Source organism: Hymenobacter sp. M1-2, assembly GCF_057808495.1.
Genome location: NZ_JBTYZO010000002.1, coordinates 158,634 through 184,988 on the forward strand (window position 1 = coordinate 158,634; position 26,355 = coordinate 184,988).

Here is a 26,355-nt window from a genome sequence, read left to right on the forward strand (position 1 = left end):
ACCCACTGAAGCACCAAGCCCTTGGCGTTAGTTACTACACTAATGCCAAGGGCTTGTCTAGTTAGGAAAGGTGAATCTTTGAGAGGAAGGATTGCCACGGCTGCGCCTCGCAATGACACGCGGCTCATCACCATTTAACTTCTACGGATTGGGTCAACTCGAAATGGTCGGCGTCTTGGAGGGCGGGGAAACGCTCCCGGAACGTTTCGAGGTCAGCGCGACGCAGGGTGCGGGTGATGCCCGTTTCCTGGTTGCCGACTTCCACGAGGTATTCGCCGCGCATGTCGAGTAGGGCGGAGTCGCCGGAGTAGGCGATGCTGTTGCCGTCGATGCCCACGCAGTTCACGCCCATGGTGTAGGCCACGTTTTCCATGGAGCGGGCGCGCAGCAACGTCATCCAAGCGGTGCGGCGCGCGGCGGGCCAGTTGGCCACGTACAGCAGCAGGTCGTAGGGCTGCTGGGTGGGGTTGCGGCTCCACACGGGAAAGCGCAGGTCGTAACAGATGAGGGGGCAGATGCGCCAGCCGCGCCACTCTTCTATCAGCCGCTCGTGGCCCGGCGTATAGACGTGCTGCTCGCCAGCCATCGAGAAGAGATGGCGCTTGTTATAGTAGGAGAGGCTACCATCGGGGCGCACCCACAGCAGCCGGTTATAGAGCCGTCCTTGACCGTCTTGAAAGATGATGCTACCCGTGATAACCGCGTCGCGGGTGGCCGCCAGCTTACGCATCCACGCTACGGTAGGGCCGTCGATGGTTTCGGCCAGATGCGTGGCATCCATGCTGAAGCCGGTCGTAAACATTTCCGGCAATACAATCAGGTCGGTGGGAACCGATATCTCATCAATGTGGCGCTGCAACTCGGAGCGGTTGGCCACCGGATCGTGCCACTGCAACGATGCCTGGACAAAAGAAACCGTGAGATCCGTGAGATCAAACATGAGAAGTGGTGCAACAGGTGGGGCAAAAGGGGCGGTTATCCGCTAATACTGAAAAGATGAGTCAACAGTTAGGCGGATAGTGCTATAAATTATAAAATGATTTCTTAATCCTGAAGCACCCAGATACTTTCGTGGCTGATTTCAGGCTAACATATGGCATGTACCGCTGTCTATCAGGAGCTTCAACTCGGTATTCCAACTGCATTAACTTCCCAGGGCTAAAGCCCTGGGCTACGGATAGTAGCAGACAGCCTTAGCCTTATTCAGCGTCTGCGGCAGACTACGGCGGACACGTCTTGGTAAACTGCCTTTATACTGTACGTATGTGTCAGTCGCTTCAGATTGGGAGCGAAGCCAGAAAGGCGCTACGTGTGGTCTTAGCTTGCGGCTCTTACAGCCCGCGTAAACGCTCCGCAGCGGCTCGTAACGTTTGGTCTTGTTTGGCGAAACAGAAGCGGATCAATCCTTCGTCGCGGCCGTCGTGGTAGAAAGCGGAAACGGGCACTACCGCAACGCCAGCCTCGCGGGTGAGGCGTTTGGCGAAAGCCACGTCTCCTTCCGAAGAAATGTGCTCGTAGCGGGCGAGCTGGAAATAGCCGCCTGGCACCGGCAGCAGCTCGAAGCGCGAGGCCGCCAGCAACTCCCGGAATAGGTCGCGCTTCTGCTGGTAAAAGGCGGGTAGCTGCTGGTCGTGGGTGATATCGGTTTCCAGCACATCGGCCAAGGCGTGCTGGGTGGGCGTGCTGACGGCAAAGGTGAGGAACTGATGCACTCGCCGCAGCTCGGCCGTAAGCGCCGGCGGCGCCACGCAATACCCCATTTTCCAGCCCGTAGCGTGATAGGTTTTTCCGAACGACGACAGCACGAAAGCCCGCTCCCGTAGCTCCGGGTGCCGCATTACGCTTTGGTGCGGCTGCCCATCGAACACCATGTGCTCATACACTTCGTCGCTGAGCACGAGCGTATCGGTGTCGCGGAGCAGCTCGGCCAGCGTGTCGAGGTCGTCGGCGGTAAGCACGGCCCCACTGGGGTTGTGCGGCGAGTTAAGCATGATGAGCCGCGTGCGAAGGGAAAGAACGGCCCGTACTTGGTTCCAGTCGGGGTGGAAATGGGGGGCAGGCAGCGGCACGTATACCGGCACGCCGCCTTGGAGACGGATGGCTGGTCCGTACAGATCGTAGGCGGGTTCCAGCACCAGCACCTCGTCGTCGGGATGCACCACGGCGGCCAGCACGCCATATAGCGCCTCCGTGGCCCCGCACGTCACTGTGATTTCCGTGGCTGGGTCTGGAGCCGGTACGCCGTAGACGCGGGCGGTTTTGCGGGCTATGGCTTCGCGCAGGCGCGGCAGTCCCGGCATGGGCGCGTACTGATGGTGGCCCGGCGTGGCGGCGTGGCGGGCCAAAGCTTCCTGGAGCGCCACGGGCGGGTCGTAGTCTGGGAAACCCTGGGCCAGGTTAATTGCTCCGCATTCCTGCGCCAGCTGCGTCATCACGGAGAAGATGCTAGTGCCGACGTCGGGCAGCTTGGAAACGAGGTGGGGGCGGGGCATACAGAAATTTGAGCGTTCAGAATGAGCGCCCAAAATACGGAACGGGAGTCAATGCAAATAAGCCCGCCGGGCCACTACTGCTCCGCTAGTACCAGCTCGTCGGTGATGTCGCGCATGGCACCGACCATGCGCACGGGTAAGCCGGTCGCATCGTGAATGACGCAGGCCCGATCCTGGATGGTGAGGTACTGGCCGTCGGAGCGGCGCAGGCGGAACTCCGATTCGAGCAGTTTCGCGCTGGTCGTTAGGTCTTCCTGCACGCCGTTGGTTACCCGGTCCAGGTCGTCGGGGTGAATGAGGCTGAGCCAGAAGGCTACGGTTTCGGTATCGGGGCGGGGCGGGTAGCCGACCAGCTGCCAGAACCCTTCACTGTACCACATCCGGCCCGAAATCATGTCCCAATCCCACATCAGGTCGTTGGTGGCCCGGGCCATCAGCTCGAACAACTCCCGGCCTCGCCGCTCCTGTAATTCGGCCCGTTTTTGCTCGTCGATGTCGGTGGAAGTGCCGAGCCAGCCTAGCAAATGGCCTTCGGAAGCGTGGAGTGGTACCACTCGGTCGAGGTACCAGCGGTAGCGGCCGTCGTGGCCCCGCCAGCGCAGGTGCAGCTCTATGGTTTTGCCACTGGGCAAGTGGCGCAGCTGTGCGTCGGCGGCTTCCACCCGGTCTTCGGGGTGCAGATAATCTACAAACCCGCCATCGGCCAAAGCATCGGCCGGTGCGCCAGTATAGCTATGCCACCGCTTATTACAGTGGATAACGGTGCCGTCGGGGGTGGAGAGCCACGCCAGGTGGGGCAGCGCGTCGAGCATGGGTACCGGCTGCAACTCCCGCATAAGGGTGCGCGCCGCCGCGGTTTCGGTGGTATCAGACCAAAGCATAAACAGGTGTGCTAGTAGAGGCAATCGGGGCGAGCATGCAAGATACAGCCTGCCTAAGAATATAGCGAATTATATTCTCGGGCAGGCAAGTGTCTGCAAGTAAGGCAACTAGTAGGACGATAACCACCCGGCTAGTCGAGGTGTGCGGTGCTGGCAGCTAGAGCGGGGCCTTCAGCAACTGCGGAAACGCTTTACGGAATTTCAGGACTTTGGGCGTCGATACGGACTGCACGTAGGGATTGTCGCCGTGCAGGCGGAAGTAGCCCTGGTGGTAGTCTTCGGCGGGCCAAAACGTGGTAAAAGCTACTACCTGCGTTACGATGGGGCTGGAGTAGTGCTTGGACGCATCCACGCGCTTGATGGTGGCCTCGATAAGCTGCTTTTCTTGCGGGGTGCGGTAGAAGGCAATGGAGCGGTACTGGGTACCCGCATCGGGGCCTTGGCGGTTGAGGGTGGTAGGATCGTGGCCGGCCAGGAAAAATACGTCTAGCAGCTGCTGGTAGCTCACTTGCTTGGGGTCGTAATAGACCTGGATGCTCTCGGCGTGGCTGGTGTTGCCGCTGCCCACTTGCTCGTAGGTGGGCTTGGCTTCTTTGCCGCCAGCATAGCCCGATACCACGTAGTGTACACCCTTCACCTCCTCAAACACCTCCTCGGTGCACCAGAAACAACCCCCCGCAAAAGTGGCGACAGCCAAGCCTTTGGCCTGAGCAGCGGTGGGTAAGCCGCCGGCCGTCGACCGGCTTAGCGCTTGGGCATCGGCGGGTTGCTGTTGCGTGCAGGCACCCAACAGTAGTATCAACCCCAGCAAATAATATTTTACGTTCAGCAAGGACATCATCGAGAAGAAGAAGGACCAAAAGAAGTGGAATGGCAGACATACGCAGCCGGCTACGAAACGGACGCAGCTCCACCTTGGCAAGACAAATGCAGCTTAGTAGTTGTTCAAGAAGCCAAGTCAACTACGGCTAAGCGGCAGCAGAGAACCAAGCTAGCGGCTAGCTAAGTGGATTCTTAGGAGCTACTTAGCTAGTGGGCTGATTGAATAGGCTACCGCGTTTGTTGCCGCCGGAGGTTATCAGCAAACCGATACATTGAAGGAGACAGAGCCCAGTGCTCCACGTGGGTGGGGCAAAGTCGGCAACGCGCAGAATGGCAGGGCTACTTGCGGCAGTAATACCAGCCGCGGGCCAAACGGCCAGCTACGCGGTTCATTTGCATACCGGAGGGGTAGGGTGAATCACTGCTGGAATCAACGTAATTGCCGCTAGAAAGGCAAGGCTTCATGGAAACATAATCGCGCAGCTAGTATTCCAGCCGCACTTCGGTGGTTCCTACCGGATAGCCGGTGCAGGTAAGCACGAGCCCGCGCGCCATTTCCCGGTCGGTAAGCACGTCGTTCAGCGCCATCCAGACCTTTCCTTGCGTGCAACGAGCGGCGCAATTGCCGCAGGAACCGGCTTCGCAACTGTAGGGCAGTGTGAGGCCGTGCTGCCGGGCAGCCTGTAAAATGGTGCGCGGATACTGCACTGCCACCCGGTGTTCTTGCCCACGTAGCCGAATGCTCACCATGTGCGCTTCCGTGTCGGGCGGAATGCTGTGGGGCGCAGTGGCCGTGATGGGGTTGAACAGCTCCCGCCGAATCTGGGGCAGTGGTAATCCGGCCTCGTGTAAGCCGTACGTGCCCATGCGCATGTAGTCGAGGGGGCCGCAGAGGTAAGCTAGCGTGCGTTCTGGTGCGGCGGGAGCGTGATGCACTACCAACTCTTTCAGCAGCTCTTTGTGCAGGCGGGCCCGCGCTAGGTGGCGGTTTTCACTGAAAAGCAATTCCAGGTGCAGCTGCGCCGGAAGCTGCCGGGCCAGCTTCCGCAACTCGGCCAGGAAGATGGTGCTGGCTGGGCTCCGGTTGCTGTACACGAGCAGCACCCGCACCTGCGGCGCCGTATGCAGCACCGTTTTCAGCAGCGAAAAAATAGGCGTGATACCGCTGCCCGCCGCTAGAAAAATAAGCTGGTCGTAGTTGGTGGCTAGGTCCGGCGGCAGGGTGAAGAAGCCGGCGGCGCCGAGGGTGCGCAGCTCATCCCCAACGCGGGTCCGGTCTACGAGCTGGCGGGAGAGGAGGCCGTTGTCGAGGCGCTTGACGGTGAGCGTGAGGGGTTCGCCTAGGGCGGGGGCCGAGCTGATGGAGTAGGAGCGGCGGGATTCGCGGCCGTGTTGCTCCTGCACCAGCGTCAGGTATTGACCTGCTTCGTAAATGAAAGACTGCTCGTGGGCTGGCTCCAACACGAACGATTTGGTGCCCGGCACTTCTTCCCGCACCTCGCGAACAGTGAGTGAGTAGTAAGGTGAAGACATGTCCAAAGAAAGGCCAAAAAAGAAAGCGCCGGTGAGGGTGCTTTTGAGAGTTGCCTATTCACTACGGCGGTAGGGGAAGCTACGGCTGGCGGCGCGCACCAAATCTTTACTCAGGCGCTCGGGCTTGAGCGAGGAACTGCCCGCCCGCTCGTAGTCGAAGCGCCAGGCGAGGCGGCCGTTGCGGCAGTCGTGGAGCGTAAGGTTGGTGGTGGCCGTATTGGAAGGCATATTGGCCGGGAGTCCTTCGTTAATCAGCATGCGCGCCGCCAAGTTCAGGCCGTTGGGCATGGGCTGGTAGAGCAGCGTCTGGCCCGACAGCACGGCATCAACTCCCAGGGCTTTTTGCAGCTCTTCCATGCTGTGGTCGAGCAGGTTTTCGTAGGTGATGCCGGCTTGCAGCAGCAGCTTGTTCGTTTCGCTCACGTCCTGAAACTGCACCGTATAGCCGGGGCTAGGCTGCTGGGCCTGCAATTGAAGCTGGAGCTGCCGTTGCAGCTCGTAGCCGAGGTTGCGCCGCTCTAGTTGCTGCTGCGCCGTCCATTGCTGCTGCCGCTGGGCCACGTCTTCGGCGCCGATGCTGGTTCCGGCATAGCGGATATCGCGCAGGCGCAATCGGTCCTGCTCCACATCAAAGGGCATAATGGCCACGGTGTGGTGGGCCGTGAGAGCCGGCGCATCGATGGTCTTAGCAGAATAGGTTTGGCGGGCGCAGGAAGTGGTAGTCAGCAGACCCAAGGAAAGCAGGAAGGCGGGGAAAAATCGAGACATAGACGGTAGCAGCAAAGAAAAAGCAAATGATGCCGCAACAGATGCAGTCGGCACCTCGGAAGTTGCTCCCGTCAAACCATATGCCACGAAGCAAACAACATAGTACACGCTATTTACTGTTCGACTGGTCTCATGATACCAACTCGGCTGGCTCATGTCTCAGCTCTTCCATAACACACCCGCCGGCCAATGCGTATTTTTCAAGCTGAAAACTGGCTTTCCAGGTAAGCTGAAGCGTTTTAGGATTTCTTAAGCGCGTGGCACTTTTTCGGAATAGCGCGGTGTTGGTCTGGCATCTCAACTTGCGGCTCATTGCTCACCTATGAAAATTCTGACGCGTGTATCCCTCCTGGTAGTTAGCAGCTGGTTCGCTCTGGCACCAGTCGAAGCCGAAACCCCCGCAACGTCTTCCGTCAAGGTTGTGGTATCCGGGCTGGCTTCCACGCAATCGGTGGTGAAGCTTTATTTCTACAATCAGCACGCTACGTTTCTCAAATCTGGGGGCTATGCCTTCCGAAAAGTAGTGCAGCCCAGCGGCCAGCGTCAAGTCACGCTGCCCGTCGACCTGCCCAACGGTGAATGGGCCGTGGTTATCACGCAGGACATGAACAACAACGACAAGCTGGATAAGAATATGGTGGGCATCCCCACGGAACCGTACGCCTTCTCCAACAATGTGCGCCCCAAGTTTGCGCCACCCAGTTTCAACGACTGCAAGGTTGTAGTGAACGGCCCCCAGGTAATCAGTATCGTCCTGCTGAAGTAACGTTGTAGCCGGACCAAGTCAGGCTTGGCTTTTCGGTGCCGACTGGGTTTCTTGCGCCCTGCCCAGTTGCTGTTCCATGCGCAAATTCTTGCTTTCTGCTGCCGCGGGGGTGGCCTCACTGCTTAGCGGCCACGCCCAAAGTCTGCCCATCCTCGACCAAAATCCACCCGCGTTGCGCTGGCAGGAAGTGCGCACGCCGCATTTTCGGGTGCTGTATCCGCAGGGCTTGGAAACGGCGGCGCAACGTACGGCCCAACGGCTGGAGCAGGTACATGGGCCCGGCGCCGCCACGCTCGGCATCAGTCCGCGGCCTATTTCTGTGGTGATGCAGACCCGCACCAGCGTCAGCAATGGCTTCGTGACGTTTCTGCCGCGCCACGCCGAATTTTTCATCACGCCTCAGCAAGGCCAGGGTTTGGGCACCGTCGATTGGCTTGATGGGTTGGTCGTGCACGAGTACCGGCACGTAGGGCAGTTCGAAAAAGGACGGCAGGGCATCGGCCGGCTGCTCGGTCCGCTACTCGGCGATGGAGCATTGGGCGTAGCGGCTGTAGGGGTGCCGCAGTGGTTTTTTGAGGGAGATGCCGTGGGCACCGAAACGGCCCTCACGCGCAGCGGCCGGGGCCGGATTCCGGAGTTTGGGGTAGGCCTGCGGGCCAACCTGCTCGCCGGCCGCGTCTACAATTACCAAAAAGCCACGAACGGTTCTTTGCGCGACCAGGTGCCCAACTGGTACGTGCTCGGCTACTATCTCACTTCCTACGCCAAAACCCACTACGGCGCTGACATCTGGGACCGGGCGCTGGACCGTTACTACCGGTTTCCGTTCTACCCGTTTTCGTTTTCCAACGGCATCCGCCGCACCACCGGCCTGCGCGTGGAGCAGCTCTATCAGCGCACCATGCACGAGCTGGATTCTACGTGGCGCACCGAGCAAAAACAGCTCACCCTAACCGAAGCCCAGGAGCTAGCCGGCCAGTACCGCGGCAAGGTGTTCACCGAATATCAGTACCCGCAATACGTAAACGACAGCACGGTACTGGCTCTGAAAAGCGGCCTCGGCGACATCGCGCGGCTCGTGTTGCTTGGCCGCCGCGGCTCGGAGCGCAAGGTCTACGTACCAGGTCTGCTGAACGTGCCTGAACTGCTGAGCGTGAACGGTGGCAAAGCCGTCTGGCCGGAGCAGCAACCCGATGCCCGCTGGCGCCAGCGCATTTACTCGGAGTTGCGGGTATTGAACCTAAAAACCGGCCGTATCGCGCGCCTGGGCCGCCATCACCGCTACACCGCCGCCGCTCTTTCGCCCGATGGCAGCCGGCTGGTAGCCGTAGAAACCGATACGGCCTACCACCATGCCCTCCACATCCTCGATGCAGGTACTGGGGCCGTACTCCAAACGCTGCCCAACCCTCAAAACGACCTGTATCTACAGCCCCGCTGGACTCCCGGCGGGCAGCGCATCGTGGCCGTTTCGCTCAAACCGGCCGGCAAAACTATCGAAGTAATCGACCCCGCTACCGGCGTAGGGCGGCCGTTGCTGCCCGTAGCCAATGTGAACCTGACTAACCCGCAGCCTTGGGGCGACTACGTGCTATACAACTCGCCGCAGTCGGGCATCGATAATGTGTACGCCGTGCATATGCAAACCGGGCAAACGTTTCAAGTGACTTCCCGGCCGCTAGGGGCCTATCAGGCCGCTGTTTCACCGGATGGCCAACACCTGGCTTTCCACGATTTCCGGGCCAACGGTGCGCGAGTAGTGGAAATGCCGCTGGACCCAGCCAAGTGGCGGCCGGTGCCAATGGCCGTTTCCGCCCAACCCGCCGACCCGTACGCAGATAAGCTCGCGGCTCGTGAGCCGGGTGCGGAGACTGTGGTGCCCCTACTCGGCATTTCCTCCCGCTCCGACTCCGTCGCCAAGTATGCGGTCCGCCCGTACTCAGTATTCCGCCACGCCTTCAACGTTTTCAGTTGGGGCGCGGTGCAAAGCCCAGATGGTAACAATGTAATTCTAGGCGTTCGGTCGCAGGACGTGCTGAGCACCACCCAGGGTATTGTTGGCGTCAGCTACGACCAAAACGAGCGCACCGGCGCGGTGCTGGGCGGCCTCAGCTACCAAGGCCAGTACCCGGTGTTCGATGCTGAAATCCGCTACGGCGGCCGCAACGTGGCGCGTTACATCGACCGTAAGCGTGACCAGCCCCTCGACAGCCTCCGCCGTGACCAGTGGCGCTACACTCGTTTCACCACCGGCCTGCGCCTGCCGCTCACCCTTACCCGCTCCAAATACCTTTCAGCTCTCACCCTGAGCAGCTACTACCTGCACGAGCGCGTGAGCGACTACGACTTGCCCATACGCTCCCCCTCCGAGCCTGGCCCCAACAATCCGGTGCACGCCGTACAAACCACGCTTAGCTTCGTACGCCAGCTCAAGCAAAGCGCCCGTGACGTGGCCCCGCGATGGGGTGGTTCGGTGCTGCTCACTTCGCGCCTCACGCCGTTCGGAACTGGGCTCGACGCCCGGCAATGGGCGGCGCAAGGCAGCGTATTTCTGCCGGGCTTAGGCAAACACCACGCCCTGCGCCTGCGGGGTGGTTACCAGTGGCAGCAGCAGCGCCAGTATCAATTTGCGGCGGCGGTGTCGTTTCCGCGGAGCGAGAGTTATGTAAGCTTCGACCGGCTCAGCACCGCTTCCCTCGATTACAACCTACCGCTGGCATTTCCGCACTGGTCGCTGGGCCGGCTGCTGTACGTGCAGCGCCTGCGGGCCACCGGGTTTCTTGATCTAGCCTGGGGCCGTAGCGTAGGCATATCCGGCTCCGGCAACTACCGTAACGCTGGCCTCGATGCGTCGGTGCTGTTCAATGTGTTGCGCCTACGCACGCCATTCGAAGCTGGGGTGCGGGTGGTGGTGAACACCTATACCAACGAGCTACTTATAGAGCCGCTAGCCTTCGGTATTCGCTTGTAGCCGGAAGCAACGACTGGGTTATTTTCGAAAGGGATGGGACCCGCGGGCCAGTCTTTCCGCCAGTTCCACGGCCCGGCGGGCGCGGGTTTCGGCTTGCTTGGCCGTGCCTACGTGCTGCGCCATTGCCCGCCGGTGGCTGAGTGAGTAAGCCTTGAAGCCAACTTCCGCTTCGGGCCAGGCCGCTAGTGCTTCGGCCAACTCGTCGGGTAGGTCCACCCGGTCCGGTTCCGGGTCGGGGGCTAGCGTGAAGGTGATGTGCTGGCCGGGCTGCACGCCCGCGGTGCGGCACAAATCCTTGTTGAGCATGAGGTAACGCCCGCCGCCCGGCAGCGGTAACAGCCCTAGCCGCACCGGATGGCCATTACACGTGCCTTCCACCCGCTTCGTCGCCTTGCCACCTAACGCCTCCACCACCAAGGGTGGGACTATCACTATTTGGGTGGGTATAAAATTGGGTGTGCCTGATTCCAGATACGCTTCAAAGGTGATAGGGTCAGGCATAAGCAACGCGTAAAAACTTTTAAATAGCCACCCCCGTGGCGTGGCACGGACTTCAGTCCGTCGCCCCTGGCAAAGATTCCTTACAAACCTACGGCAACCAAGCGTAGCACGGAAACCGATTCCACAGCCAGCAGCGAGCATCCAAATAGCGTACGTATGCCCCGGCGCATGGGAATTCGTTGCGCCATGCCCAGTTCAAGTCCAGGCCAACTTTGCACATTCCCGCACCGATGCTTTCGGCCTGCCTTCGGGGTGCGTCCATTGTGCCTGGCTTTTCCTTGCTTCACTTTCCAGCGCAGCTATATAGTCGAGAGCTGTACGAAACGGAGAAGATGAAAAACCGCTCCTGCTGCCGTCTTCGTATGGTTCAGGACCAGTCAAACGGAGCTGAGCGAAGCAAGAGGCGGCGCAAATAGCCGCCTCACCGCCCGCACCGCCATGTGCTACTCGCCGCCGGGCCAGTGGCTTTCCCCTGCCTGCTCTAACTGTCTGTAAGAAAGCAGAAAGAGCCCAACAGAAGCCAGCAGAGACTTTACCACCAGCTATTCTGGCATGAAAACTGGAAGGCGGCCATAGCCCAGCTTGTATCTCTTATGTTGAAGAACCTACTCCTCGCCCTTACTGCCCTCACACTCGGCATCACCGCTTGCCAGAAAGACAACGACTCGCCGCAGCCCGCCGCTACGGCGCCCGTGCAGGAAGCCTCGCTCAATCTAGTCTTCCGCTACTACAGCCCCGATGAAAGCCGCGGTATCAACTACCTGGCCGACAAGCCCGCCGGCCAGCTTCTCACCGACCGGCTCACGGTGAAATTCACTAACAACCTGCCCGGCCTCGGCGCCACCGACCAAATAGAGTTCGTATTGCCCAAAAGCCGCCAGCAGCCCGGCTTAATCGGCACCTACACGCTGGCTTCCCAGCCCGACCCTGGTCAGGGCGACGTACAGGTGAGCTACCAGCGGACCGGAACTGCCGACAGCCGCAGCAACCGAGTGCACAGCAACTCCAACCGCCTCGAAGGCTCCTTCACCATCACGAGCTACGACGCCCGCCGCAACCTCATCAGCGGCAGCTACACCTGCACCGCCCCCAACACCAAGGACCCTTTCGTTTTCCAGGCCGACGGTTCCACCACCGATAGCCGCCGCCCCGGCGACCTGCGCGTGTCCGGCACGTTCACGGAAGTGCCCCTGAAGTAAGTGGCGGCCCGTAGCGCGAAAATCCGTTTCGCGCACGAGCACAGCGAGTATCCGGCACCGCGCCGTGCAGCCTGTAGCGCGAAGCTCCAGCTTCGCGCATCGTTGCTGAGGTTGAACGACTCGCATGAGGCGGCAACGACTTTCGTTCAACGATACGCGAAGCCGGAGCTTCGCGCTACTCTGCCCGGCTGGCGCGGTACCGGATACTCGCTTCGCTCGTGCGCGAAACGGATTTCTGCGTTACCCGAGCTTCAATCCCGCCCGTCTGACTGTGCGTGGCGGTTCACTGAAACAGCTCAGTATTTACTGCTTCAGGCGCCCCGACCAGCCACGGTACGGGGCGCTTTTCTGTGTTCGGCATACCTCCTAAACTTTGATTCCGGCTGATTTCACCCCAACTTGCCTGAGCCGTAGCCTCGGCGGCGGCTTCTCACCCCGGAATCTGACTCATGCTGAAAATAAACAAACAGGACGCCCTCGACTACCACGAACAAAATCCCGCCGGCAAAATAGAGGTGGTGCCCACCAAGCCCGTCAGCACCCAGCTGGACCTGGCGCTGGCCTATTCCCCCGGTGTAGCCGAACCCTGTCTGGCCATTGCCGCCAACAAAGACGACGTCTATAAGTACACCGCCAAGGGCAACCTGGTGGCCGTTATCAGCAACGGTACCGCCGTGCTGGGCCTGGGCAACATCGGCCCCGAAGCCAGCAAGCCGGTGATGGAAGGCAAGGGCGTACTGTTTAAGAAGTTCGCCGGCATCGACTGTTTCGACATCGAGATTGATGCCACCGACCCCGACGAGTTCATCCGCATCGTGAAGGCGCTGGAGCCCACTTTCGGCGGCATTAACCTCGAAGACATCAAGGCCCCGGAGTGCTTCCGCATCGAAACCGAGCTGCGCGAGAAGATGAACATTCCGCTCATGCACGACGACCAGCACGGTACGGCCATCATTTCGTCGGCGGCGCTGCTCAATGGTCTCGAAGTGGTAGGCAAACGCATCGAAGACATCAAGCTGGTGGTGAGCGGTGCGGGAGCCGCAGCCATTTCCTGCCTGCGTCTCTACCTGGCGCTGGGCCTGAAGCTCGAAAACGTAGTGGTGTTCGACAAAGACGGCATCATCAACCCGCAGCGCACCGACCTGGCGCCGCTGCAAATGCACTTCGCCACCCACCGCCCCATCAGCACGCTCGACGAAGCGCTGGAAGGTGCCGATGTATTCCTGGGCCTATCGGCGGCCAATGTGCTGCCGGCCGGGCTGCTGCTCAAGATGGCCGACAACCCCATCGTCTTCGCGCTGGCCAACCCCAACCCCGAAATCAGCTACCAGTTGGCCATGGCCACCCGGCCCGACATCATCATGGCTACCGGCCGCTCCGACCACCCCAACCAGGTGAACAACGTGCTGGGCTTTCCCTACATTTTCCGGGGCGCGCTGGACGTGCGGGCCACGGAAATCAACGAAGCCATGAAGCTGGCCGCCGTGCACGCCCTCTCGCAGCTCGCCAAAGAGCCCGTGCCCGACATGGTGAACCGGGCCTACGGCGACAATACGCTCAGCTTCGGGCGCACCTACCTCATTCCCAAGCCCCTCGACCCGCGCCTCATCACCACCGTGAGTCCGGCCGTAGCCAAGGCCGCTATGGAAAGCGGCTCTGCCCGCCGCGACATCACCGACTGGGCCGCTTACGAAGATGAGCTGCGCGGCCGCCTCGGCGTAAACCAGAAGCTCATGAACCGCATGACATCGGCCGCTCGGGCTAATCCCAAGCGCGTCGTATTTGCGGAAGGCGACACCTACAAAATCCTCAAAGCCGCCCAGATCCTGCACGACGAAGGCATTGCGCTGCCCATCCTGCTCGGCAACCGCAACAAAATTGCCCGCCTCGCCGCCGAAAACAACCTCGACCTAGCCGGCTGCCAGATCATTGATATTCTACAGGAAGAAGCCAAGCGCGAGGAGTATGCCAACTTGCTCTACCAAAAGCGCCAGCGCCGGGGCATTACACTCTACGAAGGTCGCCGCCTGCTGCGCGAGCGGAACTACTTTGGCAGCATGATGCTGGAAACCGGCGAGGCCGATGCCTTTATCACCGGCCTCAGCAAAGACTATGGCAAGAGCATTTTGCCCCCGTTGCAGGTGATTGGGGTGAAAGAAGGGGTGAAGCGCGTGGCGTCCATGTACATCATTCAGCACAAGAAAGGCCCGTTCTTCTTCGCCGATACCACCGTCAACATCGACCCCACGGCCGAGGAAATGGTGGACATCATTGGCCTGACGTCCGATGCGGTACGCTTCTTCGACGCCGAACCGCGCGTGGCGGTAATCAGCTACTCCAATTTCGGCTCCAACCCCGGCGAGCTGCCCGATAAAGCCCGCCGCGCCACCGAGCTAGCCAAGCAGCGCTACCCCGACCTCATCCTGGATGGCGAAATGCAGGCCAACACCGCCCTCAGCCCCGAACTGCTGCGCGAGCATTATCCCTTCTCCGAGCTGGCCGACAAAGGCGGGGCCAACACCCTCATTTTCCCCAACGTCATCAGCGGCAACATTGCCTACAAAGTGCTCCAGGAAATCGGCGGCGCCGAAGTAATTGGACCAGTACTCATGGGCATGCGCAAGCCCGTCCACATTCTCCAGCTCGGCGCTTCCGTCCGTGAAATCATCAACATCGCCGCCATTGCCGTCGTCGATGCGCAGCAGGATAGCCGGAATCTGTAGTCCGCCCTGGTCTGCCCGCTTCTTCGCGGGCTGACCGGTCGCAAGTCGCGCCATTTGGTAATGCTAAATTAGAAATTATGAATTCTGAATTACGGCGAATGTGCTGCGGCACAACCTTAACCAACCAGTCTGGACGCAAGACATCGGCCGATTGAAGCGGCAGTAATTCCAATTCATTTAGCTGAGAATGCCAGTATTTTTGGGATAGAAAACGGAGCCGCCGTTGTTGCCTTCCCACGGCCCGAAGTGGGCCTTCTTCTCCAGCTTTTACCACTCTAAATTTCCACCATGATTGCCTACATCGACGGAAAGCTCGCCTATAAAGACCACGCCCAGGCCATTCTGGACGTGAATGGCGTGGGCTACGAAGTGCGCATCTCACTCACCACTTTCAGCAAGCTGCCCGCCGAAGGCGAGAAAGCCAAGCTCTACACGTTTCAGCACATCAAGGAAGACGCGCACACGCTCTACGGTTTCCTCGACCCCAACGAGCGGGCGCTGTTTCTGCACCTGATTTCGGTGTCGGGCATCGGCCCCGGCACGGGCATCGTGATGGTGAGCAGCATGAGCGTGGGCGAAATCCGGCAGGCTATTATCAACGAAGATGTTCGCTCCATCCAGAGCATTAAAGGAGTAGGCCCAAAGACTGCCCAGCGCGTTATTCTCGACCTGCGCGACCGGCTGCGCAAAGATGAATTGTTAGCTAAAGCGGGTGTAGATACCGTTCCGTTGGCTCGGGCACACAATACTAATCGCAGTGAAGCGTTGTCGGCTTTAGTGACGTTGGGCTTCGCCCGCGCCGCCGCCGAAAAGAATCTTGACCAAATCCAGCAGCGCCACGGCAACGACTTGAGCGTAGAGGAATTGATTAAATTTGCTCTTAAGTCTAGTTAGCATCCAACGCCGCTCGCATCCTTTTTTATTTGTAGCACTTGAACTCCGGTAAGAAGTACCTCACCGTCTCCGTTGTTGTTGTCGCGTCGTTGCTCGCCGCGTGGTGGTCACAGGCCGAACCGGCCGGGACTTCCGCCTTCGACTTGCAGCAACTCTGGGCCTGGCTACCACTCGCCGGGCAGCGTATCGCCGTTCAGCCCTGGCTCATGCCCGCGCCCGACACGCCCCGCGTGGTGCTGCCCGACACCAGCCGCTACCGCTCCAGCCGCCGTCCCAAGGTAGACCCCGAAGACCGGGCGGGTACGCCGTTTTCGCCCCAGCGCCGCCGCTCGCCGCTCATTCTGGATTTGCCCGGCAACGTGCAGCAATCCGTGACGCCCGACGACAGCTTGCAGTACTTCGACGTGGAAGAGCGGGTAGGAGAACTGGATTTCCGGGACCCTAGCCGCGTCTCGTTCGAGGAGTACTCCCGCTGGCAACAACAAAAGGCTGTACGAGACTACTTTCGAAATCGTTCGGCCGGCGGGGTAGTTGGCGATTCCGCTACGGCCGTGACGCGCCGCCTCATTCCCAAAATCTACCTCGGCCCCATTGCCGACCGCATTTTCGGCGGCTCGTACGTGGACATCCGGCCGGCTGGTTCCGTGACGCTGCGCATGGGCGCGCGCTTCAACCGCAACCAAAACCCCACGCTCACCCTCCGCCAGCAGCGCATCGGCGACTTTCAGTACGAGCAAAACCTGAACCTGAACCTGACCGGGCAGATAGGGGAGAAGCTGAAACTCAACTTCAACTACGACACCAAAGCGGCCTTCGATTTCGAGAACAATATGAAGCTCGATTACACGGGCTTCGACACCGATATTATCCGGAAGGTGGAGCTAGGCAACGTGAGCCTACCGCTCAACAACTCGCTCATCACAGGCGGACAAAACCTGTTTGGGGTGAAGACGCAGCTGCAATTCGGGCGCATGAGCGTGACGGCGGTAGCCAGTACGCTACGCGGCCAAGCCGACGAAGTACGCGTGCAGAACGGTGGCCAAAGCCGGCCCTTCGAACTCAAAGCCAGCCAGTACGAGCGTGACCGGCACTTCTTCTTGAGTCAGTTCTTCCGCGACCGGTACGACCAAGCGCTGCGCAACCTGCCCACCGTGCAGAGCGGCATCGAAATTCGGAACCTGGAGGTGTACATTACCAACGACAACCGCCAGAGCGACAATCTGCGCAATGTAGTAACCCTCATGGACTTGGCTGAGCCCAACCGGGTGTATCGGCAAAGGTTGTTGGTAAACCCTGGTGCATTAACAAATACTCCCGCTAACAACGCCGGCAACCAACTAAGTCTGCTGCTGACCAACAATCCTACTGCCCGTGGCGAGCGAACAGTTGACGATTATTTGAGCGGTGGCAACGTGGCCGGCCAGCCACTCGCTAAGAACGTGGATTTCGAGCACGTGCGGGCTCGCAAGCTCGACACGCGCGAGTATACTTACAATGCCCAGCTGGGCTACCTTTCGCTCAACACGCAATTGCTGCCCGAGCAGGTGCTCGGCGTGAGCTACGAGTATCTCTACAATGGCAAGACCTACAAAGTAGGCGAGATAACCAACGACTACGGTACGCGGGGCCAGGAAGAGGTGATTTTCCTGAAAATGCTCCGGGCCACCAACCCCGGCGTAGGCATAGCCGACCCCGCGCAGAATCCCAATAATCCGAATCTGCAAACCCGGAACTTGCCGACCTGGGACCTGATGATGAAGAACATTTACCCGCTGAATGCCTCGCAGCTCAACCGGGACAATTTTCAGTTACAAATCATCTACAAAGACGACGAGACGGGGGTAGACTTGATTTCGCTGAAAGAAGGTATCAAGATTGAGAACCGCCCACTGATTGAGGTATTCAACCTCGACAACGTAAACCCCAACAACGACCGAAACGCCGACGGCAACTTCGACTTCTTGCCTGGCATCACCATCGACCCGGAATTGGGTAAGGTGATTTTCCCGGAAGTTGAGCCTTTTGGCAGCTACTTGCGGGCCCAGTTCGACACCACGGGCGTAACCCCAGGCTCCGACCCAGCGGCTGAGCGAGTGCGGGCGGCCAAATATGTCTACCAGGAACTATACCGCCAGGTGCAGAGCGATGCGCAGCAGCGCACCGAGAAAGACAAGTTCTTCCTGCGCGGACGTTTCCAGGCCACTGCTACCGACGAGATTACGTTGCCTGGCCTTGGCATTGCGCAGGGTTCCGTACGGGTACGGGCCGGCTCCGTGCTGCTCGAAGAAGGCCGCGACTACCAAGTGTTCTACGACCAGGCCAAGGTGAAAATCCTGAACCCGGCCTACCTCAACTCGGCCAATGAGCTGCGAATTGAGTTCGAGAAAAATGCCTTGGTGCAGGTGCAGCCCCGCAAGCTGCTCGGGGCCCGCTTCGACTACCGGCTCAACCAAGACGTGAATTTCGGAGCTACCGTGCTTCACCTGCGCGAAAACCAGGCGCCCGGCATCAACCGCGTCAATATCGGCGACGAGCCCGGCAACAATACCCTCTACGGTTTCGACGTGAACATGCGCCGCGACTCCCGGGCCCTCACTAAGTACCTGGACATGCTGCCCTTGATTTCGACTAAGGAGCCTTCTTCCGTGGCTTTCAGTGGGGAATTTGCGCAGCTACTACCTGGTAAGTCGAAACTGGGCAACGGCGAGAATGGCGTTTCTTACCTCGACGACTTCGAAAACGCCCGCACGCCTTATACTTTAGGTGGCACCAACTCAGCAGTTGCTTGGCGCCTGGGCTCCACCCCAAGCGTGTTTCCTGAGTACGCCAACAACGACGTCACCTCCGCCTATCGCCGGGCTAAATTAGCGTGGTACACCGTCGACCAAACCTACTATACGGATGGTCCCAACCGACCCAGCAATATTGGCGTCGCCGACCTAGAAAACCATTATACGCGCGGCATCGAGCGGACAGAGATATTTCCCAACCGCGACGTGGGGGCTTCTGGCAACGGCTTCGAGTACACGCTCGATCTTGCGTACTATCCCACGGAGCGCGGCCCGTATAATTACAACCCAGTTGCTGCTGCCAGTAATGGTCGGTTTACACCAGCTGAGGCGGTGCAGAACTTCGGCGCTATTTCGCGTGAAATCAGCTTCGACACCGACTTCGACAACGCCAACGTTGAATACCTGGAGTTCTGGATGATGGACCCGTTCATCCAGGGTGAAAGGGGTAAAATAAGAGATGGAGTAAACCCGGAGACCAACAACACGAAAGGTGGCCGCCTCGTCATCAACTTGGGCAACGTGAGCGAAGATGTGCTGCGTGACAACAACCAGTACGAGTTTGAAAACGGTTTACCAGTGGACGACACAACCAGAGCCACTCGTGTTACTGCCTGGGGCCGCGTTGCACGCCAGCAGTTCCTCACCGATGCTTTTAGCAACGCGCCCGGTGGGAGAGCCCGGCAAGACGTGGGCCTCGACGGCCTGAACGATACTGAAGAAGCGGCTTTCTTTAACGTCGCCTATGACGACCCCTCCGGCGACAACTTCCGCCACCACCTCGACCCGTTCTACGATCAGGAAAACATTGGGATACTCGGCCGCTACAAGCAGTACAACGGTCTGGAGAACAACTCACGGGAGAACAGCCAGCTTTCTTCCACTGCTTTCCCCGACAAGGAGGACCTCAACCGCGACAACGTTATCAGCGAAACGGAACGCTACTACGAGTACGAACTCAACTTGTCCCCCAACCCCGGTGAATTGGTTGTTGGCAGCAACTTCATCATCGACAAAATCACGAATAGTATCAAGGGCGAGCAAGTGTCGTGGTACCAGTTCCGTATTCCGATTCGGAGCTACAACAACGTCCGCAGCCCTGACAACCAGCCGTTCGGCTTCAAGTCTATTCGCTTCCTGCGCATGTACCTTACTGGCTGGGAAGAACCGGTGGTACTGCGCCTCGCACAACCGCAATTCGTTGCCAACCAGTGGCGCCGCTACCTGACTCCGATTTCGGAGCCAAACCGGCCGTGTGTCAGATGTGGCGATGTTGCACGCTCCTTCACCATCAGCACCGTTAGCCTCGAAGAAAACGGACCGGCGGTGGCTGGGGGCAAAGGCGCTATTCCGTACGTGCTGCCGCCCAACATCAAGCGCGACAAGGAATACGGCTCCAGCACCGTTAACCGGGAGCAGAACGAGCAAAGCCTGCGCCTGTGCGTGGACCAATTAGAGGATGGTTTTGGACAGGCTGCTTATAAAAACATCAACCTGAGTCTGCTTCGCTACAAGCAGCTGCGCCTGTTCCTGCACGCCGAAAGCGAGGACGAAAATCTGCGTGACGGCCAGGTGCAAGCTTTTATCCGCCTCGGCACCGACTACAACCAGAACTACTACGAGTACCGCCTGCCGCTGGTCATCACGCCCAAAACGGCCACTACGGAAGGGGAAATCTGGCCGGCTCAAAACCAGATTCAGCTGTCGTTGCAGCAGTTCATTGATGTGAAAGCCGAGCGTAACTTGGCGAACATTCCGATAAACGGCGGTTATACCAAAACCTTCCCCGACGGCAGCAGCATTACGGTGTACGGCAACCCGGACCTGAGCGCCGTGCAAGGTGCCATGATCGGCGTTTTCAACCCCTCTGATGACCGCGCCACCAAATCGTTCTGTTTGTGGGCCGATGAGTTCCGGGTATTTGATTTCGACAAGGAAAATGGCTGGGCTGCTACCGCCCGCTTCAACACCAAGCTCGCCGACCTGGCCAATATCACGGCCACGGGCAGCTACACGTCGGTGGGTTTCGGCGGGCTGCAAGACAAGCTTCAGCAACGCTCCCTCGAAGAGGTTACCCGCGGCGACGTCAACGCCACGATATCGGCCGACAAGTTCTTCCCCGAAAAGCTGGGTCTGCGCGTGCCGGTGCTGGTGCAGGCGGGCCGCGAAACCCGCTCGCCCGAATACGACCCGCTCGACCCCGATACAAAGCTGGAGCAGTCGTTGCGCAAGTTCGCGGACGAAGGACAGAAAGCTGACTACCGCAAGGAAGTCATCGACCAGACCACCAGCCGCAGCATCTCGGTGCTGAACGTGCGGAAGGAGCGCACCAATACCGAGAAGAAGCCGAAGCCCTACGACGTCGAGAACTTTGCCGTGAGCTATTCCATCACGGAGCGCACCCACACCGACATCCGCACCGACCGCGACTACACGCGCACCTACACCGGGGCACTGGCCTACATCTACCAAGCCACGCCTAAAAACTACACGCCGCTGGCCAAAGTGAAGGGACTAGACAACCCCTATCTCAAGATTTTCCAGGAAATAAACTTCACCCCGCTGCCTTCCCGCTTCTCTTTCCGGGCCGACATTGACCGCCGCTACAACGAGCGGTTCTTACAGCGGGTGCTGCAGCCAGGCACCCTGCCTAGCGCCGAAGATATTCCCGGCGTTTTCCAGAAGTCGTTCTTCTTCAACCGTATCTACGATCTACAATGGGCCTTAACAAAAGTCCTAACCTTGGATTACACGGCTAACAACCGCGCTTCGGTTGACGAAGGCCAAGGCCGTACTATTGGCGACTCTGATGAAGCCCGCAGGAACCGCGCGCAGTTGCGCGAAAACCTGTTCCGCCGTGGCGGGCGTACCACCAACTTCAACCAAACGGTTGCCCTAACCTACCGTCTGCCCCTCGACAAGTTCCCGCTCACGGACTGGCTCTCGGCTGATACGCGCTACGCCGCCAACTACACCTGGCAAGCCGCGTCCACGGCGCTGCGGGCACCTTTGAAGCCTGCTGATCCTGCTGATACGGCTACGACACGGCTGAACCTGGGCAACACCATCGAGAACAATGGTGAGTTGACGGCCAATGGCAAGATTGATCTGGTGAAGCTCTATAACAAGGTGCGCTTCCTCAACATCATCAACAATGCTCCGCCACCCGGCCAAGCCTCCAAAGCCGCTGGTCCTAGCCCGTTGGGACGCGCGCTGGACCGCGTTGAAAATACCGACAAGAATGCCCCCGATAAAGCTGCCGCTGACACCGCCAAAGGCCCGGAACTACGCTTCCTGAAAGCAGTACTTCGTTCTCTGATGACGGCCCGCTCGCTTAACTTCACTTACACCCGTTCCAATGGCACGCTGTTGCCAGGCTACTTGCCGGGCACTAGGTTCTTCGGCCTCAACAGCAGCTGGGATGCGCCCGGCGTACCCTTCCTGCTGGGCAAGCAGTACGGACTCAACGAACTGTACGATCGGGCCGCTTCGCGTGGTTGGTACACTGATCAAAGCCAGTACCTCAACACGCCGCTTAGCTCACTGTTCACTGAAAACTTAACGCTACGCACAGCTTTGGAGCCTTTCCGCGACTTCAATATTCAGCTGGAAGCTCGCCGCCAGGAAGTGCGTAATCGGGAAGTTTTCAAGCGTCGCCAGGTAGATGAAGCAACTTTACTGCCCTATCCCAATAATCCCGATAGTCTGGCTCTGAGCCCATTGTTGGGCTCCGGGTCATTCAGCACTTCCATCATCACCATTCAGACCCTGTTCGGTGACCGTTCGAACCGTGGGGAAACGTCGAAGGCGTTCGAACAATTTGTGAAAAATAGGGGAATTGTACAGGAACGCTTGCAGGCAGCGAATTCAGATGCGGGAGGATTTTATGGCTACAACTCCCAAGAAGTGCTAATTCCAGCTTTCTTAGATGCTTACCGTGGTAAATCGTCAGATGGGTACGAAGCCAAGAAGAGCAAAATCAATCCGCTTAGCTTAATTCCAATTCCCAACTGGCGTATCGATTACAATGGGTTGGCAGAAGTTCCTTTCGTCAAGCGCTACTTCCGCTCTATTTCGCTCACGCACGCTTACTCTTCCGTGTATAATGTTGCAGGTTATTCCACTTCCACTTTGTATGGAGAGGAGCCAGCAGAGTTGAGCACCATCACCAACGAGTCTGGACAATACATTCCGTACTACGTTATCGGGCAGGTAAGCATCGCGGAACGCCTGTCGCCGCTGATTGGCGTGAACTTCCAAACCTTGGAGAAAATTACGGGCCGCGTGGAGCTACGCACCGAGCGGGCTGTGGCCCTAAATACCACCAACGCACAAGTAACAGAGCTACACACTCAGGAGCTGGTGATAGGCTTCGGTTACGCTACCAACCGCTTCAAGCTGCCCTTCCGCGTGGGCGGCGAGCAGAAAGTGCTGCGCAACGAGCTAACCGCCCGCCTCGACCTGAGCATCCGCGACAATACCACTATTCAGCGGACCATCGAGGATGTAGTAGATCCCAACAACGCTACCGGAGCTGATTCTTTTGTCGGGACGGCCCGCGGTTTAACTACTAATGGCACGCGCCAGATGCAGCTCCGGCCCACTATCGACTACGTGCTGAACCAGCGCCTGAACCTGCAATTCTTCTTCTCGCGCACTGTTACGGACCCGCGCGTGCAGAACTCGTTCAAAAACTCGACCACGGAAGGCGGTTTGCAGCTGCGCTATAGCTTAGGGCAGTAAACTCAACGTTTCTGGGTGGAAGTAGCGAATCTCCGATTGTTCAATGACAATGAGGAGAAATTCGCTACCTCCACCCAGAAACGTTTACTTTTGGGCTGCCGCGCCCACGCCCGGCTCATCTTCCTCTTCCCAACCCCCGCATTCCTATGAATCTGCCCGCTAACCTCAAGTACACGAAAGAGCACGAATGGATTCGCGTCGAAGGTGACGTTGCCTACATCGGCATCACCGACCACGCCCAGAAAGAACTCGGCGACATCGTCTACGTGGACATTGACACGCTCGATAAGGAAGTTGCCCAGAACGACGTGTTCGGTACGGTAGAAGCCGTAAAGACAGTTTCCGATCTGTTTAGCCCCATTACCGGCACCGTGCTGGAGATAAACAGTCACCTCGACGGCAGCCCCGAAACCGTAAATTCTGATCCTTACGGCGACGGCTGGATGGTAAAGATGTCGATAGCCAATCCTGCTGAGTTAGATGCTCTGCTGTCAGCGGAGAACTACGGCGAGTTGGTAGGCGCCTAAACCCTTTTTCCTTGACAGGAACGATAGAAACCGCGCCGCCTACGCCCCGGGGCCGGCCCCTCGTAGGGCTGCCGCTGGCGTGGGCGGCGCTGGTGTTGGTGCTCACCCTGACACCGAGCGAAGACATGCCAGAGCTGCCGCCCTGGGAGTTGATTTCGTTCGATACGGCAGCTCATGCTTTCGTCTTCGTAGTACTAGCAATATTGGCCGTGTTTTCTGCTCGTCGGCAGGTATATCAACCGTGGCTGCGGCGTCACGCTTACGTGACACTGCTCATTGGTTGCATCAGCTTCGGCTTGTTGATAGAATGGCTGCAAACCGTGATGCACCTGGGCCGGCACGGCGAGTGGTCTGATGGTATCAGCGACGCGCTCGGTACCTTGGTTGGCTTGCTACTGGCGTACGGCACGCGGCGCTGGTGGGAGTAAAGTAAGCGGAAAGCAGGTTATGGTCGGTACCAAAAACTACTTCTGGTATTGCTTTTGGGCTGGAGTGGCTTTCCTACTAATGCCAGCTCCCGCTGCCGCCCAGGATATGCCGCGCGTTCGGCGCACTATCCAAGACCTTACCGCGCCTGCCATGCACGGCCGGGGCTACGTTCAGGATGGCGACAAGAAAGCGGCTGCCTACCTGCGCCGCCGCTTTCAGGAATTAGGCCTACAGCCCCTAGCTCCGAGGTATACCCAGGAGTTCACCCTGGATGTCAATACGTTTCCCGGCGCCTTACAGCTTCAACTGAGCCACGGCAAACGACATACCCTCCGGCCGGGAAAGGACTTCATTACCACGCCCGACTCAGGCCCTACTACATCCAGCGGTGCTTCGGCCGTTCCCGTGCTACGCTTCGACACGCTGGCCTTCACTGATCCGGCGGCTCAGCGGCAGCTCCTGCATCACCAGTGGGGGCATGGGGGCTTAGTGTTGAAAGCTACCGAGCAAGAGCGGCTGCCTACCTTGCCTACAGCACTCCGGCAGCACCTCGATTCAGCCCCTTTTCGGCTGACGCTGGTTGCTAAGCTCACCGCTTCGTTGGCACCAACCCAGGCCAAGCAAGTACGCCTGGAAGTGCTGGAAACTGCCTGGAACCAATACGTGCCTGCCACTCCTGGCGCCACCCCCCCGACGGTAGTAACCCTGCGAGTTGACGCGGAGCTAAAGCGGCAATACCGCACTCAGAACATTATTGGCTACGTGCCCGGCCGGCTTCAGCCCGATTCTTTCCTGCTCGTAACCGCGCACTACGACCACCTGGGTACTATGGGGCACCACACCTATTTTCCCGGTGCCAACGATAATGCCAGTGGTACGGCCATGCTACTGGAGCTAGCAGCCCACTATACTCAACCGCAACATCGGCCAGCCTATTCCGTCGTCTTTGTTGCGTTTGGTGCTGAGGAGGCCAGCTTGGTTGGTTCAAGCTACTTCGTGGCCCATCCGCTGGTGCCACTCAGCCGTATTCGCTTCCTGATGAACCTGGACCTGCTGGGCACCGGCTCCGAAGGCGCCACTGTCGTAAACGCCCGCGAGTTTCCGATGCAGTTTCAGGTACTACAGCGCCTCAACGAGATGCACCGCAGCTTGCCAAGCCTCGCGGCCCGGGGCCGCGCCGCCAACTCCGACCATTTTCCTTTTTCGGAGCGAGGAGTGCCCGCCTTCTTTCTTTACACGCGTGGCGGCATCACCGCCTACCACGACGTACAGGACCGCGCCGATACGCTACCACTCACGGCATTTGCCGGTGTTTTCACCCTCATCCAAAGCTTTTTGGACGGGCTAGGTGCCGCTGCTACTCCTTAAAGCACTTTCGAAGTCGCTGTACAGTAGCGTGGACTTTCAGTCCGCGAGTTGCAGAGGCTAGTTGACTTGCGGACTGGAAGTCCACGCCATTTACTGAATCGGAAATTGCTCTAAGTAAGCCATTAGAGCGAGTTTGAGGTGGCTATAAGGGGTTGTAGCGCGAAGCTCCAGCTTCGCGCATCGTTGCGGAGGTTGAACGATAATCGTTGCTTTGACGCGGCAGTCAGCAACGATGCGCGAAGCCAGAGCTTCGCGCTACAACCCACGCAGCACACCAACCCAAGAACTGCTATGAGTGATAAGGCTGAAAAACACTAAGCCCGAAACTATTAGCGCGGGGCTAGCAGTTTCAGGCTTACTGGTGTGCGGTAAGAGAAGCGTCTCCGCCTATTCGTTGGTCTTGAACGAACCCATGATTTGCTTAGCTACAGCTTCCCACTCAGGCTTCTGACGGTCGGCGCAGGTGAAGGTGCACATCAGCAGTTTGCCTTCTACATCGGTGAAGAAAATCAGCTGATACACTTCGTGGCCTAGCTCTGGCTTCATCAACTCCAGAAAACCAACCTTACGACCACTTACTTCCTTTACACCATTCGAAAACCACTTGGCTTCCTTGAACTGCTTGGAGTAAGTCTTGTAAAAGTTGTTGGCGTACAGGTCAATCATGTCCTGATCAGCCGTGTTGTCGGTGTAAGTGAAAGCGAGGCTGGCTTCTTTGCTGTTGGTGTAAATCACGCTGGGGCGGCTCTGGGCCTGCGCGTAATTGAAGTCCATCTGCTGCTCGCTCATCACTTCAAAACCCTTGGGAATCAGGATTTCAACACGCTCGCTCAACACGCGCTTCTTGATAAGCTCAACTTCAGCAAAGGGACGAAAGGCCGTCAGCAGTAGCGTCAGGCACAAGGAAAACGAGAGGAGTACTGCTTTTTTCATAATCTTGGGGCTGAAA

The 26,355-nt window shown here is 58.7% G+C and carries 17 protein-coding genes; 9 read left to right on the plus strand and 8 right to left on the minus strand.

Features of this window, described 5'->3' with window-relative positions; translation table 11 throughout:
- Positions 1 to 127: 127 nt before the first annotated feature.
- From ACYSMN_RS02710 to ACYSMN_RS02735, 6 genes are all read right to left on the minus strand, one after another.
- Positions 128 to 940, minus strand: coding sequence for an amidohydrolase (locus ACYSMN_RS02710; RefSeq protein ID WP_488922301.1), 813 nt, complete (start codon positions 938 to 940; stop codon positions 128 to 130).
- A 391-nt stretch (positions 941 to 1,331) separates the two neighbouring features.
- Positions 1,332 to 2,492: a methionine aminotransferase gene (locus ACYSMN_RS02715; RefSeq protein WP_488922302.1), complete on the minus strand. Its 1,161-nt coding sequence runs from the start codon at positions 2,490 to 2,492 to the stop codon at positions 1,332 to 1,334.
- A 74-nt stretch (positions 2,493 to 2,566) separates the two neighbouring features.
- Positions 2,567 to 3,373, minus strand: coding sequence for a PAS domain-containing protein (locus ACYSMN_RS02720; RefSeq protein WP_488922303.1), 807 nt, complete (start codon positions 3,371 to 3,373; stop codon positions 2,567 to 2,569).
- A gap of 157 nt (positions 3,374 to 3,530) precedes the next feature.
- Complete coding sequence (gene msrA / locus ACYSMN_RS02725) at positions 3,531 to 4,214, minus strand: peptide-methionine (S)-S-oxide reductase MsrA (protein ID WP_488922304.1); 684 nt, start codon at positions 4,212 to 4,214, stop codon at positions 3,531 to 3,533.
- A 464-nt stretch (positions 4,215 to 4,678) separates the two neighbouring features.
- Complete coding sequence (locus tag ACYSMN_RS02730) at positions 4,679 to 5,728, minus strand: 2Fe-2S iron-sulfur cluster-binding protein (protein WP_488922305.1); 1,050 nt, start codon at positions 5,726 to 5,728, stop codon at positions 4,679 to 4,681.
- A gap of 54 nt (positions 5,729 to 5,782) precedes the next feature.
- The gene (locus tag ACYSMN_RS02735) at positions 5,783 to 6,496 is read right to left on the minus strand and encodes a hypothetical protein (RefSeq protein ID WP_488922306.1); all 714 of its coding nucleotides are present in this window, start codon (positions 6,494 to 6,496) and stop codon (positions 5,783 to 5,785) included.
- 322 nt (positions 6,497 to 6,818) lie between these two features.
- On the opposite strand from ACYSMN_RS02735, the gene ACYSMN_RS02740 reads away from it, so the two are divergent.
- A complete protein-coding gene (locus tag ACYSMN_RS02740) occupies positions 6,819 to 7,262 on the plus strand; it encodes a DUF2141 domain-containing protein (RefSeq protein WP_488922307.1) in 444 nt (147 codons plus the stop codon).
- A 76-nt stretch (positions 7,263 to 7,338) separates the two neighbouring features.
- The gene (locus ACYSMN_RS02745; protein ID WP_488922308.1) at positions 7,339 to 10,233 is read left to right on the plus strand and encodes a TolB family protein; all 2,895 of its coding nucleotides are present in this window, start codon (positions 7,339 to 7,341) and stop codon (positions 10,231 to 10,233) included.
- An 18-nt stretch (positions 10,234 to 10,251) separates the two neighbouring features.
- Here ACYSMN_RS02745 and ACYSMN_RS02750 read toward each other — a convergent pair whose 3' ends face one another.
- The gene (locus ACYSMN_RS02750; RefSeq protein ID WP_488922309.1) at positions 10,252 to 10,734 is read right to left on the minus strand and encodes a YdeI/OmpD-associated family protein; all 483 of its coding nucleotides are present in this window, start codon (positions 10,732 to 10,734) and stop codon (positions 10,252 to 10,254) included.
- A 593-nt stretch (positions 10,735 to 11,327) separates the two neighbouring features.
- On the opposite strand from ACYSMN_RS02750, the gene ACYSMN_RS02755 reads away from it, so the two are divergent.
- The 7 genes from ACYSMN_RS02755 to ACYSMN_RS02785 all read left to right on the plus strand — a co-directional run bounded on the left by ACYSMN_RS02755 (position 11,328) and on the right by ACYSMN_RS02785 (position 25,406).
- Complete coding sequence (locus ACYSMN_RS02755) at positions 11,328 to 11,933, plus strand: hypothetical protein (protein WP_488922310.1); 606 nt, start codon at positions 11,328 to 11,330, stop codon at positions 11,931 to 11,933.
- 449 nt (positions 11,934 to 12,382) lie between these two features.
- Positions 12,383 to 14,656 carry an NADP-dependent malic enzyme gene (locus ACYSMN_RS02760; protein ID WP_488922311.1) on the plus strand — a complete coding sequence of 758 codons (2,274 nt, stop codon included), beginning with the start codon at positions 12,383 to 12,385 and terminating at the stop codon, positions 14,654 to 14,656.
- Between the two features lie 288 nt (positions 14,657 to 14,944).
- Positions 14,945 to 15,550, plus strand: coding sequence for a Holliday junction branch migration protein RuvA (ruvA, locus tag ACYSMN_RS02765; protein ID WP_488922312.1), 606 nt, complete (start codon positions 14,945 to 14,947; stop codon positions 15,548 to 15,550).
- A gap of 38 nt (positions 15,551 to 15,588) precedes the next feature.
- Positions 15,589 to 23,082: a T9SS outer membrane translocon Sov/SprA gene (gene sov, locus ACYSMN_RS02770; protein ID WP_488922313.1), complete on the plus strand. Its 7,494-nt coding sequence runs from the start codon at positions 15,589 to 15,591 to the stop codon at positions 23,080 to 23,082.
- Between the two features lie 146 nt (positions 23,083 to 23,228).
- Positions 23,229 to 23,609 (plus strand): glycine cleavage system protein GcvH, encoded by a 381-nt coding sequence (gene gcvH / locus ACYSMN_RS02775; protein ID WP_488922314.1) that lies wholly within the window; start codon positions 23,229 to 23,231, stop codon positions 23,607 to 23,609.
- 11 nt (positions 23,610 to 23,620) lie between these two features.
- Positions 23,621 to 24,037 carry a VanZ family protein gene (locus ACYSMN_RS02780; protein ID WP_488922315.1) on the plus strand — a complete coding sequence of 139 codons (417 nt, stop codon included), beginning with the start codon at positions 23,621 to 23,623 and terminating at the stop codon, positions 24,035 to 24,037.
- Between the two features lie 64 nt (positions 24,038 to 24,101).
- A complete protein-coding gene (locus ACYSMN_RS02785) occupies positions 24,102 to 25,406 on the plus strand; it encodes a M28 family metallopeptidase (RefSeq protein ID WP_488922316.1) in 1,305 nt (434 codons plus the stop codon).
- Positions 25,407 to 25,793: 387 nt separating this feature from the next.
- Here ACYSMN_RS02785 and ACYSMN_RS02790 read toward each other — a convergent pair whose 3' ends face one another.
- Complete coding sequence (locus tag ACYSMN_RS02790; RefSeq protein ID WP_488922317.1) at positions 25,794 to 26,339, minus strand: hypothetical protein; 546 nt, start codon at positions 26,337 to 26,339, stop codon at positions 25,794 to 25,796.
- Positions 26,340 to 26,355: the final 16 nt, after the last annotated feature.